This is a genomic window from Streptococcus plurextorum DSM 22810 (assembly GCF_000423745.1).
Taxonomy (GTDB): Bacteria; Bacillota; Bacilli; order Lactobacillales; family Streptococcaceae; genus Streptococcus; species Streptococcus plurextorum.
This window is the reverse complement of record NZ_AUIO01000003.1, coordinates 87,310-103,418: the sequence shown is the minus strand read 5'-3', so window position 1 is coordinate 103,418 and position 16,109 is coordinate 87,310. Positions and strand designations below refer to the sequence as shown.

The 16,109-nt window shown below is 41.4% G+C and carries 17 protein-coding genes and 1 pseudogene; 2 read left to right on the top strand and 16 right to left on the bottom strand.

Annotated features, from left to right (window positions below; all coding sequences use genetic code 11):
* Positions 1–5 precede the first annotated feature (5 nt).
* The 11 genes from G575_RS0103585 to G575_RS0103530 all read right to left on the bottom strand — a co-directional run bounded on the left by G575_RS0103585 (position 6) and on the right by G575_RS0103530 (position 9,072).
* A complete protein-coding gene (locus tag G575_RS0103585; protein WP_027971494.1) occupies positions 6–215 on the bottom strand; it encodes a helix-turn-helix transcriptional regulator in 210 nt (69 codons plus the stop codon).
* A gap of 7 nt (positions 216–222) precedes the next feature.
* A complete protein-coding gene (locus G575_RS0103580) occupies positions 223–474 on the bottom strand; it encodes a hypothetical protein (protein ID WP_027971493.1) in 252 nt (83 codons plus the stop codon).
* A gap of 13 nt (positions 475–487) precedes the next feature.
* Positions 488–661: a hypothetical protein gene (locus tag G575_RS12135; RefSeq protein WP_156874714.1), complete on the bottom strand. Its 174-nt coding sequence runs from the start codon at positions 659–661 to the stop codon at positions 488–490.
* A gap of 254 nt (positions 662–915) precedes the next feature.
* Positions 916–1,080, bottom strand: a complete 165-nt coding sequence (locus G575_RS12130; RefSeq protein WP_156874713.1) for a hypothetical protein — start codon at positions 1,078–1,080, stop codon at positions 916–918.
* 74 nt (positions 1,081–1,154) lie between these two features.
* Positions 1,155–1,661 carry a hypothetical protein gene (locus G575_RS0103560; protein WP_027971491.1) on the bottom strand — a complete coding sequence of 169 codons (507 nt, stop codon included), beginning with the start codon at positions 1,659–1,661 and terminating at the stop codon, positions 1,155–1,157.
* Between the two features lie 142 nt (positions 1,662–1,803).
* Positions 1,804–2,454, bottom strand: a complete 651-nt coding sequence (locus G575_RS0103555) for a DUF1803 domain-containing protein (RefSeq protein ID WP_027971490.1) — start codon at positions 2,452–2,454, stop codon at positions 1,804–1,806.
* A gap of 99 nt (positions 2,455–2,553) precedes the next feature.
* Positions 2,554–3,126, bottom strand: coding sequence for a TlpA family protein disulfide reductase (locus tag G575_RS0103550; RefSeq protein WP_027971489.1), 573 nt, complete (start codon positions 3,124–3,126; stop codon positions 2,554–2,556).
* Between the two features lie 10 nt (positions 3,127–3,136).
* The gene (locus G575_RS0103545) at positions 3,137–3,805 is read right to left on the bottom strand and encodes a cytochrome c biogenesis CcdA family protein (protein ID WP_027971488.1); all 669 of its coding nucleotides are present in this window, start codon (positions 3,803–3,805) and stop codon (positions 3,137–3,139) included.
* A 156-nt stretch (positions 3,806–3,961) separates the two neighbouring features.
* Positions 3,962–5,308 (bottom strand): asparagine--tRNA ligase, encoded by a 1,347-nt coding sequence (gene asnS / locus G575_RS0103540; protein WP_027971487.1) that lies wholly within the window; start codon positions 5,306–5,308, stop codon positions 3,962–3,964.
* Between the two features lie 17 nt (positions 5,309–5,325).
* Positions 5,326–6,507, bottom strand: coding sequence for a pyridoxal phosphate-dependent aminotransferase (locus G575_RS0103535; protein WP_027971486.1), 1,182 nt, complete (start codon positions 6,505–6,507; stop codon positions 5,326–5,328).
* Between the two features lie 93 nt (positions 6,508–6,600).
* On the bottom strand, positions 6,601–9,072 hold the full coding sequence (locus G575_RS0103530; RefSeq protein WP_027971485.1) for a bifunctional DnaQ family exonuclease/ATP-dependent helicase: 2,472 nt from the start codon (positions 9,070–9,072) through the stop codon (positions 6,601–6,603).
* Positions 9,073–9,178: 106 nt separating this feature from the next.
* Between G575_RS0103530 and G575_RS0103525 the strand changes: the two genes are divergently transcribed.
* On the top strand, positions 9,179–9,808 hold the full coding sequence (locus G575_RS0103525; protein ID WP_027971484.1) for an MBL fold metallo-hydrolase: 630 nt from the start codon (positions 9,179–9,181) through the stop codon (positions 9,806–9,808).
* Between the two features lie 373 nt (positions 9,809–10,181).
* On the opposite strand, the gene ftsX is transcribed toward G575_RS0103525, so the two are convergent.
* From ftsX to queG, 4 genes are all read right to left on the bottom strand, one after another.
* Complete coding sequence (gene ftsX, locus G575_RS0103520; RefSeq protein ID WP_027971483.1) at positions 10,182–11,111, bottom strand: permease-like cell division protein FtsX; 930 nt, start codon at positions 11,109–11,111, stop codon at positions 10,182–10,184.
* Positions 11,104–11,796, bottom strand: coding sequence for a cell division ATP-binding protein FtsE (ftsE, locus tag G575_RS0103515; protein ID WP_027971482.1), 693 nt, complete (start codon positions 11,794–11,796; stop codon positions 11,104–11,106). The genes ftsX and ftsE overlap by 8 nt, the downstream gene beginning before the upstream one ends.
* Before the next feature lie 129 nt (positions 11,797–11,925).
* A protein-coding gene (prfB, locus tag G575_RS0103510; RefSeq protein WP_156874712.1) for a peptide chain release factor 2 occupies positions 11,926–13,021 on the bottom strand; the annotation gives its coding sequence in 2 pieces (ribosomal slippage) (positions 11,926–12,948 and positions 12,950–13,021; 1,095 coding nt in all).
* 45 nt (positions 13,022–13,066) lie between these two features.
* The gene (gene queG / locus G575_RS0103505; RefSeq protein WP_027971480.1) at positions 13,067–14,188 is read right to left on the bottom strand and encodes a tRNA epoxyqueuosine(34) reductase QueG; all 1,122 of its coding nucleotides are present in this window, start codon (positions 14,186–14,188) and stop codon (positions 13,067–13,069) included.
* 113 nt (positions 14,189–14,301) lie between these two features.
* Between queG and G575_RS11080 the strand changes: the two are divergent.
* Positions 14,302–14,982 (top strand): annotated as a pseudogene (locus tag G575_RS11080) (NAD(P)H-dependent oxidoreductase).
* 33 nt (positions 14,983–15,015) lie between these two features.
* Here the strand turns inward: G575_RS11080 and G575_RS0103495 are convergent.
* Positions 15,016–16,077, bottom strand: coding sequence for a PhoH family protein (locus tag G575_RS0103495; protein WP_027971479.1), 1,062 nt, complete (start codon positions 16,075–16,077; stop codon positions 15,016–15,018).
* Positions 16,078–16,109: the final 32 nt, after the last annotated feature.

The following is a 16,109-nucleotide window of genomic DNA, read 5'->3' as shown; positions in this document are numbered from 1 at the left end:
TTCTCCTATTCTTCTACCAAGCTAAAAACATTTTCTAAAGGTTCTTTGAAAACCTGTGCAATCCTAAGAGCAATAACAACAGATGGTGTGTATTCCTCACGTTCAATCAAGCTGATGGTCTGACGGGAAACGTCAGCAAGTTTTGCCATTTCTGTTTGGTTAATACCGTCACGAGCTCGTAGTTCTTTGAGCCGATTTTTCAATACCAATGCCATAAGATCCTTACTTTCTAGCTGTGTTGCACAGCCATTTAACACCATTTACTATGCCACCTATTAGCGAAGCAATCGGTCCTAGTAAGAGAACCCCATCTAATAAAAGTTGTCCTCTTTGCCACCAAACAAAGCCGATATAAAGGAGCATGATTAGAGACAGGACAGATACGGCATTATAGACATGCTTACCAGTAATAACGACTTCTCTGCCTTTTTTAGTGGTGTAAGTAGCTTTGACCAATTCCGTTTGTGTTGTCATTGTTATCCCTCGCTTAAAAAAGTTGTGCCAAAAACTTGCCTAGCTCGTAGCCGCCCTTATAGAGCATTTCAAAGATAAAACCGATTGTCGGTTGAGTCAGATACAGCGCTCCTACAACTAAGACTAGCCATACCACTAATCTAAGAGCTATTGGTAGTCTGGTCAATAAGCTTTCAACAGTCTTCATTTAACAATTCTCACTTTCTTTTTTCGTCAATTCTTTCTCGTCTGATAAGATGAGAAATACGGGGAATATCACGCTAGAATAATAGCTCCATTCAAAAAATGCTAACATCCGCATCCAGTGCCAATCTCCTAAAATAAGGTATCGGAGCAACACACTCAAAAAAGCACAAGCTAATTGAATGATTATTAAAGCAATTCCTAGATGACGGTTAGAAATCATAAAGGTCGATCTTATATTTTCCTGTGTCATGAGTCTTATCCTTTCCCCTCTTCTAAATTCTGCCTCTGTGTTGCAACCAAATCTTTTAGGCAATTGTTCATCACGATATTAGCCATCCAGATAGGGAGTATAGTCGCTTCTGTAATGGTCTTAAAGTGTAGCAGTTGGTAACCGATATAAAAACCACTATCAATAACCACAAGCTATCTCATCGTATTGAGTATCGGCTGTTTCATGACAACTCTCCATTTCCTCCATTTTTCGCTGACTAACCCTATATCAGGATAATCTTGCGACGATTGCCAAAATAAGCTGTCACAAAACCAAGACTTGTGTTCATCACTACCATTATCGGTACAGCCAATTGCCAATAAGTACGGTAATGATCTCCGTGTTCTTGAGGAATATTAGCCTCCCAAAGTAGCCAACCTATTCCCAGAGAAACAAGTAAATAGACCAGCGTGTCCCAGAAAGTCTTCTGTAACATGTTTTTCTTTGCTGAGGCTAGCTGTTCTTTACGGACAAAAATCTTGTCTAGCTGTAGAGACTTAACTAATCGACCGTTTTCTAGGAAAAAAATCACCAGTGCTACCAAAACGGATAAGGCAAAAATCCCATCAATCAAAAGCAGCTCTAAGCATATGCTTATCAGTAAAGATAGGAAAAAGAGCCGCAACTGCTTAGCATGTAGCTGATTTAGGCTAAGCATCTCCCTCTGACTAATGTCACGCCTAATCCCATATAGCATTTTAAACAATCTGATAAAGGTTCTATCTAGCATGGCATTTCCTCCCTCAGTGATTTTCTTTGACAAGATTATTGTAACACATCTTTTTATTTTTGACAACAATCGTTGTCAAAAATAAAACAATTATAGTCAAAATGATTGTGATAATAGTCAAAAAAAGAGCAGTTACCTGCTCTCATGCGCTAAAAATCATTTTTTCTGCATCAAAGGCCATTCTGAGCTCATAAGTCTGCTCTGCTATTTTCTCGATGTAACCTAAAAGCTCTAAAGCCTCCACAAAAACATCTGGACGTCTATGGACAACCTGATTTTTATCTACCAATTTCAAGAGAAATGTTGTCATATACTTAAGAGCATAATCAGGATTAACATCTCCTAAAAGATCATAAAGTGGTTTTTGCTCGGCAGACAAAGGCTGCGCCGTTCGAAGGTTAGCAAAATAATTGGACAAGGTCAGCTCACGGCGAGCAATCGTTGTCGACTCAGCAATCAAGACCGTGTTGGCTTGGTTACTGAGTTGTGTCTCAAAGCGAAGGGACATCAAGGATTTGTAGATAGGGGATTCAACATCCACCATGATATGGCTATCTAAAGTAACAAGCTCTAAACGATTGATTAGAGGGAGGGTTAGGTGGTAACGTTTATTGTCACGACAGACGTAACCTTCTTGAATATAAATCTCCAATAAGCGGTCTAAATTGGCAATATCAGGAAAATCACGTTTGATTTGTCGCAAAATCACATCATCACGAATCGCTAAATAGTTAATTAAATCTTTGAAAAAAGGATGCCCAGTAATTTTAGTGGGATTAAAAATCGTAATCATGCCTTTATTATAGCAAAAAGGCGACGGAGACAACAAGTCTCCACAAAATCAAGACTTAACCTAAAATTCAAAGAGTGGACCTGTTCTTCCGACTCCTTTTTAACTTACTTTTTCAAAAACAGCTTGCAAGGCTTCTTTTGTCAGACTCCCCATACTATAGCTAGCAATGGTTCCATCCGAGTTGATCAGAATGTGAGAGGGAAATGCTCTAACGGCAAAAGCTGTCATAAACAGATCTTTCTGATCGAAATAGACTGGGTAGCTAATGCCTTTGTCATTAGCAACTGCCATGATATCTTCTTTACTACCATCTCGAGTCATTTTATTGCCTAGTTCTTTATCACTTGGCGTAACGAGTGATAAAAATACCCAATCTTCTTTGTCCTTGTATTCTTGATAGAGCTTTTCTAATTCTGGCATCTCCATCAGACATGGACCACACCAACTTCCCCAAACATTGATATACACTTTTTTACCTTTTAAATCTGCTAAGCTTAACTTACTGCCATCAAAAGCTACCATCTCTACATCTGGTGCCTGTTCGCCAACCCCTAAGCTAGGAACCATAGCAGAGCTTGATTCAGATTGCTCCTTTTTCAAGCTGTCACAACCTGCTAAACATAAGCCTAGACAAGCTAAGCAGAGTAATATGAATGCATCCAACCGTTTCATCAGAAACCTCCTAAAATATATTCCACAGTAATGATACAGCTATGCCAATCAGTAAAAGACCTGATAGCCATTTTGTATAATAAAGCCACCTTTGACTCGCCTTAAAAAGCGCAAGCATTCTTTCGGAGAAAAAAGCAATCAGGACAAAAGGTAAGATAAATCCTAAACAGTAAATCCCTATCAGTAGTGTGCTAACCCAGCCTCCCTGACTTGAGGCATACAGAAAGACGCTAGCTAAAATCGGTCCGATACAAGGTGTCCAAGAAAAACTAAAGGTAAATCCCATGAGTAAGGCTAATAGTGGGGTCACCTTCATACCCGTGCGATAAACCTTGTGCTTGGCTGATAATTCCTTTAAAAAAGCAGGAATTTTTACAAGACCTATCTGGAAGAGGCCAAACATTAAAATCATCACAGCACTTATCCCTTGTAAGACCATACGGTGCTTCATCAGATAAATACTCAAGTAATTAGACGCAAAGGCTAATAAAAAGAAGGTCAGAGAAATACCAGCGACAAACCATAGAGTGTTCGACACCGCTGTCCCTTTTTTATAGGTTTTCGAGTCACTATTACCTGCTAAAATGCCCACATAAATCGGAAGAATAGGTAACACACAAGGCGATAAAAAGGATAAAAGACCTTCCATAAACAAGGTTAGCAACTGAATAAGTGTCATCGCGCCTCCATTTACTCAATTATATTTTGTATGATTTAATTATAACAAGTATTTTATCCTTGTCAATAGCAAATTAAAAAAGAATCTCTGGGAGAGATTCCTTTTAATCTGAACAAATAAGCTATTTGCTAAAACAATCTGCTATAATTTCTTAACTTACGGATGCAAGCGGTGCAACATACGTGGGAACGGAATGGCTTCACGGATGTGTTTTGTACCAGCGACGAATGTCACCATACGCTCAATACCGATACCGAAACCACCGTGTGGCACTGAACCGTATTTGCGAAGGTCAAGGTAAAATTCATATTCTGACTTGTCCATACCGAGTTCGTCCATTTTCGCCACCAAGGCATCGTAGTTGTCCTCACGCATAGAGCCACCGATGATTTCACCATATCCTTCTGGTGCCAAGAGGTCTGCACAAAGCACGCGCTCTGGATTGCCTGGAACTGGTTTCATATAGAAAGCCTTGAAGCTTGCTGGATAGTTGACCACAAAAGTTGGGACACCAAAGTAGTTTGAAATCCAAGTTTCATGAGGTGATCCGAAGTCATCACCATGCTCGATGTGATCGTAGTCTGTATCTTCATCAGCCTCATGCTCTTGCAGAAGGGTAATGGCATCGTCGTAAGCCACACGTTTGAAGGGTTCTGCAATGTAGCGTTTAAGAGCATCTACATCACGCTCCAGCGTTTCCAAGGCTTGAGGAGCACGGTCAATAACGCCTTGAATCAAAGCTTTGACATAGGCTTCTTGTAAGTCAAGTGACTCGTCATGGCTCAAGAATGAATACTCCGCATCCATCATCCAGAACTCCGTCAAGTGACGGCGAGTTTTTGATTTTTCTGCACGGAAAACAGGTCCGAAGTCGAAAACACGACCAAGTGCCATAGCACCGGCTTCAAGATATAGCTGACCAGATTGACTGAGGTAGGCAGGTTGACCAAAGTAGTCCGTTTCAAACAATTCTGTCGAATCTTCTGCCGCATTTCCAGACAAGATTGGGCTATCAAACTTGATAAAGCCATTTTTCTCAAAGAATTCATAGGTCGCATAGATGATAGCGTTACGGATTTGTTGGATAGCAACCTGTTTACGAGAACGCAACCAGAGGTGACGGTTGTCCATGAGGAAGTCTGTCCCGTGTTCTTTCGGTGTGATTGGGTAGTCTTGTGACTCACCGATGACTTCAAGGTCTGTCACATCCAACTCGTAACCAAACTTAGAACGCTCGTCTTCCTTGACGATCCCTGTCACATAAACAGAGGTTTCTTGGCTGAGGCGTTTTGCCACATCAAACTTTTCTGTACCTGCTTCCTCACCGAATTTTTCAATAAAGTTTGGCTTAAAAGCAACTGCTTGGAAGAAGGCTGTTCCGTCACGCAACTGCAAGAAAGCCAACTTGCCCTTGCCTGACTTGTTGGCAACCCAGGCACCGATGGTAACTTCTTGACCGACATAATCTTTTACTTGGTTAATGGTAATCAATTTTCTAGACATAATGTTTCCTACTCTTTTTATGCTTCCATATATGCTTTAATGCGAGCCACAGCTTCTTTTAAGGTTTCTAAATCAGCTGCATAACTGATACGAATATTTTCTGGCGCTCCAAATCCTTCTCCTGTCACCACTGCCACTCCTGCCTCTTCCAAAAGAGCATTTGTAAAGTCAGTAACATGAACAAACCCTTTTAAGGCCATAGCTTTCTTGACATTAGGGAAGAAATAGAAAGCTCCTTCTGGCTTTCTGACATCAAAACCTGGCACTTGTGCTAACAAAGGATAAATGACATTGAGCCGTTCTTCAAAAGCCAAACGCATGTCCTCCACAGGGTCCTGACTACCAGTTAAGGCCGCAATAGCAGCATATTGGGCAGCAGTTGTCAGGTTTGAGGTGGTCTGACTAATGATTTTTGCCATAGCAGAAATAATCTCTGGATGACCTATTGCAAAACCGACACGCCAACCTGTCATAGAGTAAGCTTTTGCAACACCGTTAGAAATAACAGTTTGCTGACGAATGGCCTCTGAAATACTCGAAATCGGAGTGAACTGGGTGCCATTGTAAACCAATCGACCGTAAATATCATCTGATAGAATCAAAATATTATGTTCAACAGCCCAATTACCAATAGCTTCTAATTCTTCTCGATGATAGACAGAGCCAGTTGGATTTGAAGGAGAATTAAGGATAATCACCTTAGTTTTGTCAGTGCGAGCCTGCTCCAATTGTGAGACACTTACTTTGAAATCACTTGTTTCATCTGTTTGAACAAAGACAGGCTTTCCTTCTGCTAACTGAATCTGCTCAGCATAAGAAACCCAGTAAGGAGTTGGAATGAGCACTTCATCGCCCTTATTAAGCACTGACATAAAGAAAGCATAAAGGATAAACTTCCCGCCTGTTCCAGCTAGTACCTGATTGGTATCAACACTATACCCGTAATGATTTTTCATATAAGTGACGATAGCTTCTTTTAAAGCAGGTAGGCCAGATGCCGCCGTATAAAAACTAGCGCTACCATTCTCAATAGAAGTAATGGCCGCTTGACAGATATGATTTGGGGTGACAAAGTCAGGTTCCCCAACCGTTAAACTAATAATATCTCGTCCTGCTTCTTGTAAAGCTTTTGCCTTAGCAGCTGATGCTAAAGTGACACTCTCTTCCATCGCTAGAACACGTTTTGATAATAGCACCATAAAACCTCCTTGTCTCTTACGAGAACTTGGAAAAATCGTCGTAAGTATGTGTTTTCCGACTTCTCCAAAATAAGATTGATACCACCTATTATATCAAACTTTTCTAAAAAAATAACCTATTTCAATCAGAATTTCTGGAAAATCTATGTCGTCAATAGGGGCTACCTGTCGTAAGCTATCCTGTATCTCTTTCCCATAAGGACGTTCTCCCAATCGCTTATCCAAGATAACAAGACAGGATTCTTGATTTTGCCTACGGCTAGCTCTCCCAAGGGCCTGCTCCAAACGGATTCTTGCCATGGGAAGGCTATAGGATTTGAAAGGATCTTTTCCTTGTTTTCGGAGATAGCGTTCCATCTTGTGACTAAAGACTGTTTGTGGGTTGTCAAAAGGCAGGCGGACGACCACGGTAATCAGTTGCTCTTGCTGGATAAAATCAATCCCCTCCCAAAATGCACCCGAACCTAATAAGATCTGACTATCGCCACGCTCAAAGCGACGTTTTAAATTGACTGCCAAACCATTTTTATGCTGACACAAATGAGGACAAGACCAGTCATCCAGAATCTGAGACAGGCCAAGCATACTTTTATTTGAGGTGAAAAGTACTAAAATAGGACGTCCTAAAAGCGCTAATTCCCGTATCCGTTCTGCAATTTCAAAAAGGTACCGTCGCTCAGAAACTTGCGAAAGGTCTGGCATACTACTATCGATAAAAATTCTCTGATTAGCCTCCGTCAAATGCTCAATCCTATCCATACTGTAATCTTCTAAGCCTAATAAATCAGCAAGGGTCACCTCTGAACTGAGCTGTAATGTTGCTGAAATCAGATAGGTTTTCTTTGTTTCAGGTAAAAACTTAGACAATGACCAGAAATCCAAACTCGCACTTTTCAGCATTAAACGCCTATAATCTGATAGCATCTCTTCTTCTAGCCAAATCAAAGCCGCTTCGTCTTGCATCAGCATTCTAAGATCATGAAAATCAAGGCTATCGAGTTCTTTGAGATAGAGCCTTATCTGTGAGATATTCTCCTCAGAGGGTTGGAGAGCATAAGCAGAGAAAGACTGTGCCAAGTGATTGATTTCAAATTGGAGTCCTTCTAGTAATCGTCTCTTTAATGTCTTATCTGCTTGAGAAAGGCAGTCGTCGATTTCTTTTAGGAGGTCTTTAAGAACCAATGATTTTCTAGAAAAAGCCTCTAGGGCTAAGAAAAACTTTTGAGCCTCATCAATAATCAGGGTCTTGTTTAAGACAAAAGACTTGTCATCCTTTACTCTAGTTAGGAAATAAGCATGATTGGTTAGCAAAACCTTAACTTTTTTTGCCCTTTCATAATGCCTCTCCCAAAAGTCCACATCTTTAAATAAGCTCTTTTCGTCAATGTCACCATCATGTCGTAAGCTATCAAAATAGGCTTCATAGCGTTGTTTTTGACCGATTTCATCCAAATCACCAGTTTCTGTTTCACAAAGCCAAACAAGTAATTGCATTTTGCAACGATTGATGAGACGATTATCATCCTCCACTTGCAAACTATGCCAAAATTTATCTAAACTAATATAGGATTGATGCCCCTTCAGACTCTGACTCGAAACATGAAAAACTTCTTCCAATCGTCTTAATTCCTTAGCCATCATCTGATTCTGCAAAACCTTAGTTGGGGTGGTCACCACAATCTGTTCAACCTCTGGATTAGCCAAAAGAGGTAAAAGGTAACCATAGGTTTTTCCAATCCCTGCTCCTGCTTGGATAAAAGCAGGCTTGCCCTTATCGCTAAAACGCTCTGCGATTTTTTGTGAAAACAATTGCTGCTGCGGCCGATTGTCTAAGTCTAGAAGCGCTAGATTGGTCTCAAAATCCTGCGATAACTGACGCGGAGGTAATATGACTTTTGCCTTTTTCAAGACAAGCCCCGAAACCTCTTGCAAATCATTTGCTAAAGGAAGACTCTTTTGACGCTCAAGCGCTTTTTGAATCACAAGACCAGTCTCAAAAATCAAATAATGACTGAAACTAAAAACCTTTTCCAAGGTCAATAAAGGAAGGCTGGAAATCCTATCCTGCAGATGCAAGAAAATAGCCGCTGTTACACGTGCATCAGCAATAGCTGTGTGAGCATCACGATATGGAATCGCCAGTTCAGCTGCTAAACTCGTCAAATTATAGCGTTCTAGAGTTGGAAAGAAAATTTGAGCAAGCTCTACCGTATCAACCAAAGGGACGCGTAACTCAAACCCTTCCATAAAAAGCTCTTCTGCTAAAAGATTTGCATCAAACTTAACGTTATGGGCCACAAAGACACACCCATCAAGAATCTGATAAATGTCTCGTGCCACCTGTGAAAAGTCTGGTGCTTTTGCCAAACGCTCGTCTGTTAAACCCGTCAATTGGATAATATGTTCTGACAAGGGTTCATGAGGATTGATGTCAGTTTCATAAGTTTCTACGACTTCTCCACCTTGGAGGATAACAATACCAACCTGAATAATTTTCCCAAGAACAGAGGCACTGGTAGCTTCCAAATCCACGACAGCATAACGTGTCAAATCTGTCTTTTTCATACTTTCTATTATAACCTTTTAGATAGAAAATGCCAAAAGAGAAAAAGAAATGGTCCTGGCGTTAATCATACTTGCCAAAGTTCTTATTTTCTACTAAACTAAAAGCATGAATATCTTAAAACAACTCAACACCGTTGCTGGTGAGAATACTTACATCCTATCCAACGACCAAGCTCTAATCGTCATTGACCCAGGAAGTGATAGCATAACTCTCGTGCAAAAACTAAGAGAGCTAGATAAACCTGTCGCTGCTATTCTCTTGACCCATACTCACTACGATCATATTATGGGAGTGGAGTTAGTCCGTCAATCATTTGACCGTCCACCAGTCTATGTGTCTCCGCTTGAAGCAAACTGGCTTGGCTCACCAATAGACAACGGCTCTGCCCGTCACCCTGAACTTGGTGATGTCATTGTCACTCCGGCTGAGGTGCTTTTTGAAACGGACAGAATCTATGACATTTCTGGCTTTTCATTTCGTGTGTTGCCTACTCCCGGACATTCTCTAGGTAGCGTCTCCATCGTGTTTGATGAAGATAAACTAGTCTTCTCAGGAGATGCTTTATTCAAAGAAACGATCGGTCGAACTGATTTACCGACTGGCGACTTTGACACCTTAATTGAGAGTATCCGAACCCAGCTATTGACACTTCCCAGTCGATACGATGTTTATCCAGGGCACGGTTATAACACTACTATCGGACATGAAAAAACCTTTAATCCCTTTTTGAGATAAGAAAAAATCCTTGTGATACTTTTCTTTAGTAGCGTAGACGGTAGCGACTTTATTGGGAATGCTGTACCTCATTTTTGAACTGAGAGTCTCAACATTTCCGAATGGCGAAAATACTAGTGTTGACACCACTTACCAGAGCAAAAGGCTGCTATTGTGGCTCACTTGACTCGCAAAGTCGGAAAGCACAGGTATCGCTAGGTTACGTTTTAAGAGTCGTGTCGGATTTTAAATACCTCTAGCGATAAATGTCATCTTTAGACTCCTAGAAAACTGTCTCCCAAAGCTGTCACTAGGAGTTTTTTGACAAATAAAAAGACTGAAGAAAATTATCCAAAATGGACTTTCTTCAATCTCTCAGCCCTATGGGCTTTTTTTATGCTTTCAAATAACGACGAATAGACATCACAGAGCCCATTGATCCTACAATAATACCGATGACAAAGAGAATAATAATCCCGTAATAAATGTAAGGATTTGGGTTATACATCGATAAACTCTCAATGGATAGTCTTCTTTGGAAGGTTTCGTAGGTGTAACGATAACCAATGTAGAGAATTACTGATGGCAATATAGCACCTAAAAAACCAACCCATGCACCTTCCATAAAGAAAGGGCCTCGAATATAAGAATTTTTCGCCCCTACGAGACGCATAATTTGAATTTCGTTGCGGCGTGAGATAATCGTGATACGAATCGTATTAGAAATCAAAAATACAGCAACAAAAATTAGCAGTGCAATACCAATAAAGCCCCAGGTCCGAATCAGTGCTGCTATTTTGAAAATCTTATCTGTATCGGCCTTACCATAATCCGCACGATCAACACCTTTAATTTTAGCAATTTGCTCTGTTAATTCAGGCACAGCAGCAGGTGATGTTGCCTTGACATCGTAAACATCTGAAAGCGGATTGGCATCGCCCTCAAACATTTTCCAAGCACTTCCCATGCGCTCTTGAAGTTTTTGCAACTCCTCATCCTTACTAGAAAACGTCAAACTTTCAACATTATCAAGGGCCTCAATGGCCTTTTGCACGGCTTGATAATTCTCGTTAGTGACAATTTCACCAACATCATTTTTGATTTCTGTTGACTGGTCGTAAGTATCAACTGTAAGGAAAACTTTAATTTGAATATTTTCTTCGATACCACGCGCCAGCTTTTCAGTATTGAGTAAGACGGCTGCAAAAATACCGACCAAGGTCAAGGTAATGGTTACCGAAGAAATCGCGGCCAAAGTCATCCAACCATTACGTTTAAGGTTTTTGATGGCCTCCCACATATGGTGGAAAAATCGTCTAATCATCGTATCCGTAATCTCCTTTCTCTTGGTCACGCACCACACGACCACCCTCAATGGCAATAACGCGGTGACGAAGCGTATTTACGATTTGGCTATTGTGAGTTGCCATTAGAACTGTTGTTCCCTGCAAATTGATACGCTCCAAAAGATTCATAATTTCCCATGAGTTTTCAGGGTCAAGGTTTCCTGTTGGTTCGTCAGCAATCAATAGCTTAGGGTTATTGACCAGAGCCCTAGCGATAGCCACACGCTGTTGCTCACCACCAGAAAGCTGATTGGGGAAAGAACGCATTTTATGCTTAAGTCCCACCAGATCTAATACCTCAGGCACACGTTTTTTGATATTTCGTGGCTTTTCCCCAATAACCTCCATAGCGTAAGCAACATTCTCAAAAACCGTCTTACGTGGCAAGAGCCGATAATCTTGGAACACCACACCGATCGAACGGCGTAAAAACGGAACATCTTTTTGACGTAAGTTTGTCAAATTAAACTCACCAACTTTGAGACTTCCTTTGGTTACTTTTTCCTCACGATAAAGCAACTTGATAAATGAAGATTTTCCGGCACCAGATGGTCCGACAATATAAACAAACTCTCCTTGGTCAACGTTTAAAGTAACGTCTCGAAGAGCTGTCGTTGAACGATGATATTTTTTCGTAACATCACGTATTTCAATTAAAGCCATAATATGATTTTTTAGGGGAATTACCCTCTTCCTTTCGACATGTTTTCTTTTGCGGGGCTTTAGCAAATGATGCCTATCCTATAGACAACTCTTTTGCCTACAGAGATGATATTGCCCAGATGGTTCCTTCTAATCAAGCAACCACTTGAGGTAGGCATCCATAAAGCCTTCAATATCACCATCCATAACCTTGTCAACCTGTGCCACTTCATAACCAGTGCGATGGTCTTTTACCATGGTATATGGGGTAAAGACGTAGGATCTAATCTGGCTTCCCCAGGTAATCTCACGTTTATCCCCTTTAAGAGCATTGACTTCTTCTGCTTTTTTGTCTTGCTCCATCTGATATAGCTTAGCTTGAAGCATCTTCATGGCACGGTCACGGTTGCCATACTGAGTGCGGTCAACGGTAGAGGCAACAACGATTCCTGTTGGAATGTGAGTCAAACGAACACCTGTTGACACCTTATTGACGTTTTGTCCCCCAGCACCTCCTGAACGGAAGGTATCCATTTTGATGTCATCATCACGGATTTCCACCTCTATGGTATCATCCAACTCTGGCATTACCTCTACCGAAGTAAATGATGTGTGACGACGCTTAGCTGAATCAAAGGGAGAGATACGCACCAGACGGTGAACCCCCATTTCTGACTTGAGAAGTCCGTAAGCGTTTGGCCCTTCAAATGATAGGGTAACGGATTTAACACCCGCTTCATCTCCTGCTTGGTAATCAAGGGTTTCCACCTTAAAGCCTTTGGCATTGCCATAACGGGTGTACATACGAAGCAGCATATCTGCCCAGTCCTGAGCTTCTGTACCACCAGATCCTGGATGAATCTCTAAGATAGCATTGTTATGATCATAAGGTCCAGAAAGGAGCAAGGTCATCTCATAGCTCGTCATGAGCCCTGCTAATTTCTCCAGGGTTTCTTCCAAATCAGCTTGAACCGAAGCATCTTCCTCAAGCATCTCTAGATACAACTCTGTCTCATTAGACAGCTCTTCCATACTGTGAAAGGTTTCGTAGGTATTTTTGAGTTCGTTAAGTTCCTGCGAGGTCTTTTGTGCCGCTATATTATCGTTCCAAAAATCAGGCTCTGTCATGCGGTTTTCAAGCAGGGCAATCTCCTCTTCTAACCTATCCAGGTCAAAGAGACCTCCTGAAGCTAGTCAACTTCTCTTTGTTTTCTACTATTTTTTGGCGAATTTCAGCCACTTCCATGTGGGGTTCCTCTTTCATTCAAAGTCTATTTATTTTACCATAAATTTACATGCTCTGCCATTTTTCCAAGACTAAAGTGAGCTCTTTTTGGCATTCTTCCTCTTTTAAAGAAAGGCTTCGCATAAAATCAAGCATAACCTGATCTGGCTTTTTGATCAGCTCACCCAGCGCCCAGATAGCTGTCGCGGTATGAATGGGATTATTATGCTTATCAATAATTTCTAACAGCTTTGGAATGGCACTTCTGTCATGCGCATTGGCCAGCGCGATAATAGCGTTACGTTGGAGAATGTTTTTTCCCCTCCAAGACCCTGCAATCATGCCGAATTTTTCTTTAAAATTGCTATTAGACAAGTCTAAAAAGGGAATCAGCTCTGGCATAGCCAGCTCCGGATCAATATCAGAAGCTAGCGGATTATCTATGCCTTTATTGTATGGACAGCAAATCTGACAAATGTCACAGCCATAGATGACCGTCTTGATTTTCTTGCGAAATTCCATGGCCATCATGCCTTTGTCCTGGGTTTGAAAGGATAAGCAACGCCTAGCATTCATGGTTCCATCACCGATTAAACAAGAGGTTGGACAGGCATCAAGACATCTCCTACAATCCCCGCAGTCATAAGCGACTTCCTGATCTGGCTCAATTTCCAAATTGGTGATTAACTCTCCCAAGTACATGTAGGAGCCAAATTCTTTCGAAATCACTAGACCGTTTTTACCGATAAATCCAATCCCAGCTCGTTTTGCCACTGCCGTATCAACCAAAGCGCCTGTATCCACCATGCCCTTATATTCAAAGTTTTCAGTCAAGGCTTCGATTCCACGCGCCAAACGTTCCAGCTTATCTTGTAGAACATAGTGGTAATCAAGTCCCCAAGAATTGGGCGTGATTTTCCCTCGTTTATAGGAGGTCTTTTGTGGCTGAATCGGTAGTTTGTGCGGATAGGCAACCGCAATGGAAATGATCGTCTTTGCGGAGTCTAGAGATAATTTTGGAGAAATACGCTCCTCAATCACCTTGTGCTCAAACCCTGTCGTCCGCCCTTCTTCCACTCCCAAGCGCAGCGATTTTTCCAAATAAGAAAAATCATCAGCTGTGGTAAAACCGATTTTTGAAATGCCAATTTCTTGAGCGAGTCGCTGAATTTCTTTCTTAAGATCCATACTCCTATTGTAATGTAACTTTGTGTGGAACACAAGACAGTCTTGTTGCTTTCTTATGACAAATCCATTTGAAAGCGGTATAATATGGGCAAATTCAAAAAAAGGAGCTCGCAATGAAACTCTTACCTCAAGATATTCGTGCCATTTTTGACCGCCGTGTGGCTGTTCGTGTCTATAATAACCAAAAAATCTCCCGCACCGACATGGAGACCATTCTAGACTCTGCCTGGCTAAGCCCTTCCTCTATTGGACTTGAATGTTGGCGTTTTCTGGTCTTTGAGAATGGCTGAGCAGGCAGTCCGTTTGAAGCGATTAAAGCTGACTTGAAAGCAGTTGCTTGGGGGGCCTTGCCACAACTGGATACGGCAAGTCACTTTGTGTTCTTACTTGCAGATAAGGATGCCAGATACGATAGCCCTGCTGTCTACCAGAGCTTAATCCGGCGAGGCTTAGACAAGGCGGGAGTTGACAGTCGCCTTCCTCTGTACAAGTCTTTTCAAGAAAACGACATGAAGATTGCAGATGATTCACGTGCTCTGTGGGACTGGACTGCTAAGCAAACTTACATTGCTCTAGGCAATATGATGACAACTGCTACTTTGTTGGGAATTGATAGCTGCCCTATCGAAGGCTTTAACTATGACAAGGTCAATAAGCTTTTAGCTAATGCTGGTCTTATAGACCTGGACAAGGAAGGAATTGCTAGTATGGTTTCCTTCGGCTTCCGCCTCAAAGATCCTAAACACCCACGCTCACGAAAACCGCGTCAAGACGTCGTGGTTTGGGTAGATTAACTGAAAGACAAAAAAACTGAGTCAGCGAAGAACTCAGTTTTCTTTACCATCATTTTTAGGTAAATCCCCAATAATTTCGTAACTGGTTAAGCCCGATTTGGATTGTCCAGTAACGGTTGCTTGTTGAGCAACTTCCCTAGATGGTTTTGTTTCATAAGCATTGATAATTTCAGCAACTACAGGGTGTCTTACCACATCTTTGGCTGAAAAATAGACAAAGTCAATCTGCTTGATAGCTGTTAATTTTTCTGTAGCATCAATCAAACCAGATTTGACATTTCTTGGTAAATCAATCTGACTAATGTCTCCATTGACTATCATTTTGGCATTAAAACCAAGCCTAGTCAAGAACATTTTCATTTGCATAATGGTAGTATTTTGCGCCTCATCAAGAATGACAAAGGCATCATCTAACGTCCGTCCACGCATATAAGCCAAGGGAGCAATTTCAATAATCTCACGCTCCATAAGGCGCGTCGTCTGTTCCTTACCTAAAATCTGATAAAGAGCATCGTAAACAGGGCGCAAATAAGGATCAACCTTCTCTTTAAGGTCTCCTGGTAAAAACCCTAAACTCTCACCTGCCTCTACCGCAGGACGCGTTAAAACAATACGCTTGACTTCTCCTCTTTTAAGCGCTGTCACAGCTAAAGTCACCGCCAAGAAGGTTTTTCCTGTCCCAGCAGGTCCAATCCCAAAAACAATATCATGTTTTTTAACACTATCAACGTAAACCTTTTGCCCCAAAGTCTTAACACGGATAGGTTTACCATAACTGTCCTTGATAATTTCCTCTTCATAAAGTGCCACAAATTTATCAATGCTACCTGACTGAGCCATTGAAAGAGCTGTAACAACGTCTGAAGTATTGATGATCATCCCACGACCGACTAAAACAAGTAGGGCTGAAATTGTTAGGCGAGCCTGGTTGACAGCTTCCTCATCGTCGCCTAAAATCTGTACCCACTCTGTTCTGGCATGAATAATAACCCCTAGATTATCCTCAATCAATTTGAGGTGACGTTCATTCGTTCCAAAAAGCGCTAGCAAATCGTCTGGATGATTAAGGGTAAGTTCCACCGAAAATTCTTGCAAATGACGTCTCACTTTCTCATCTTTTTTTCCAT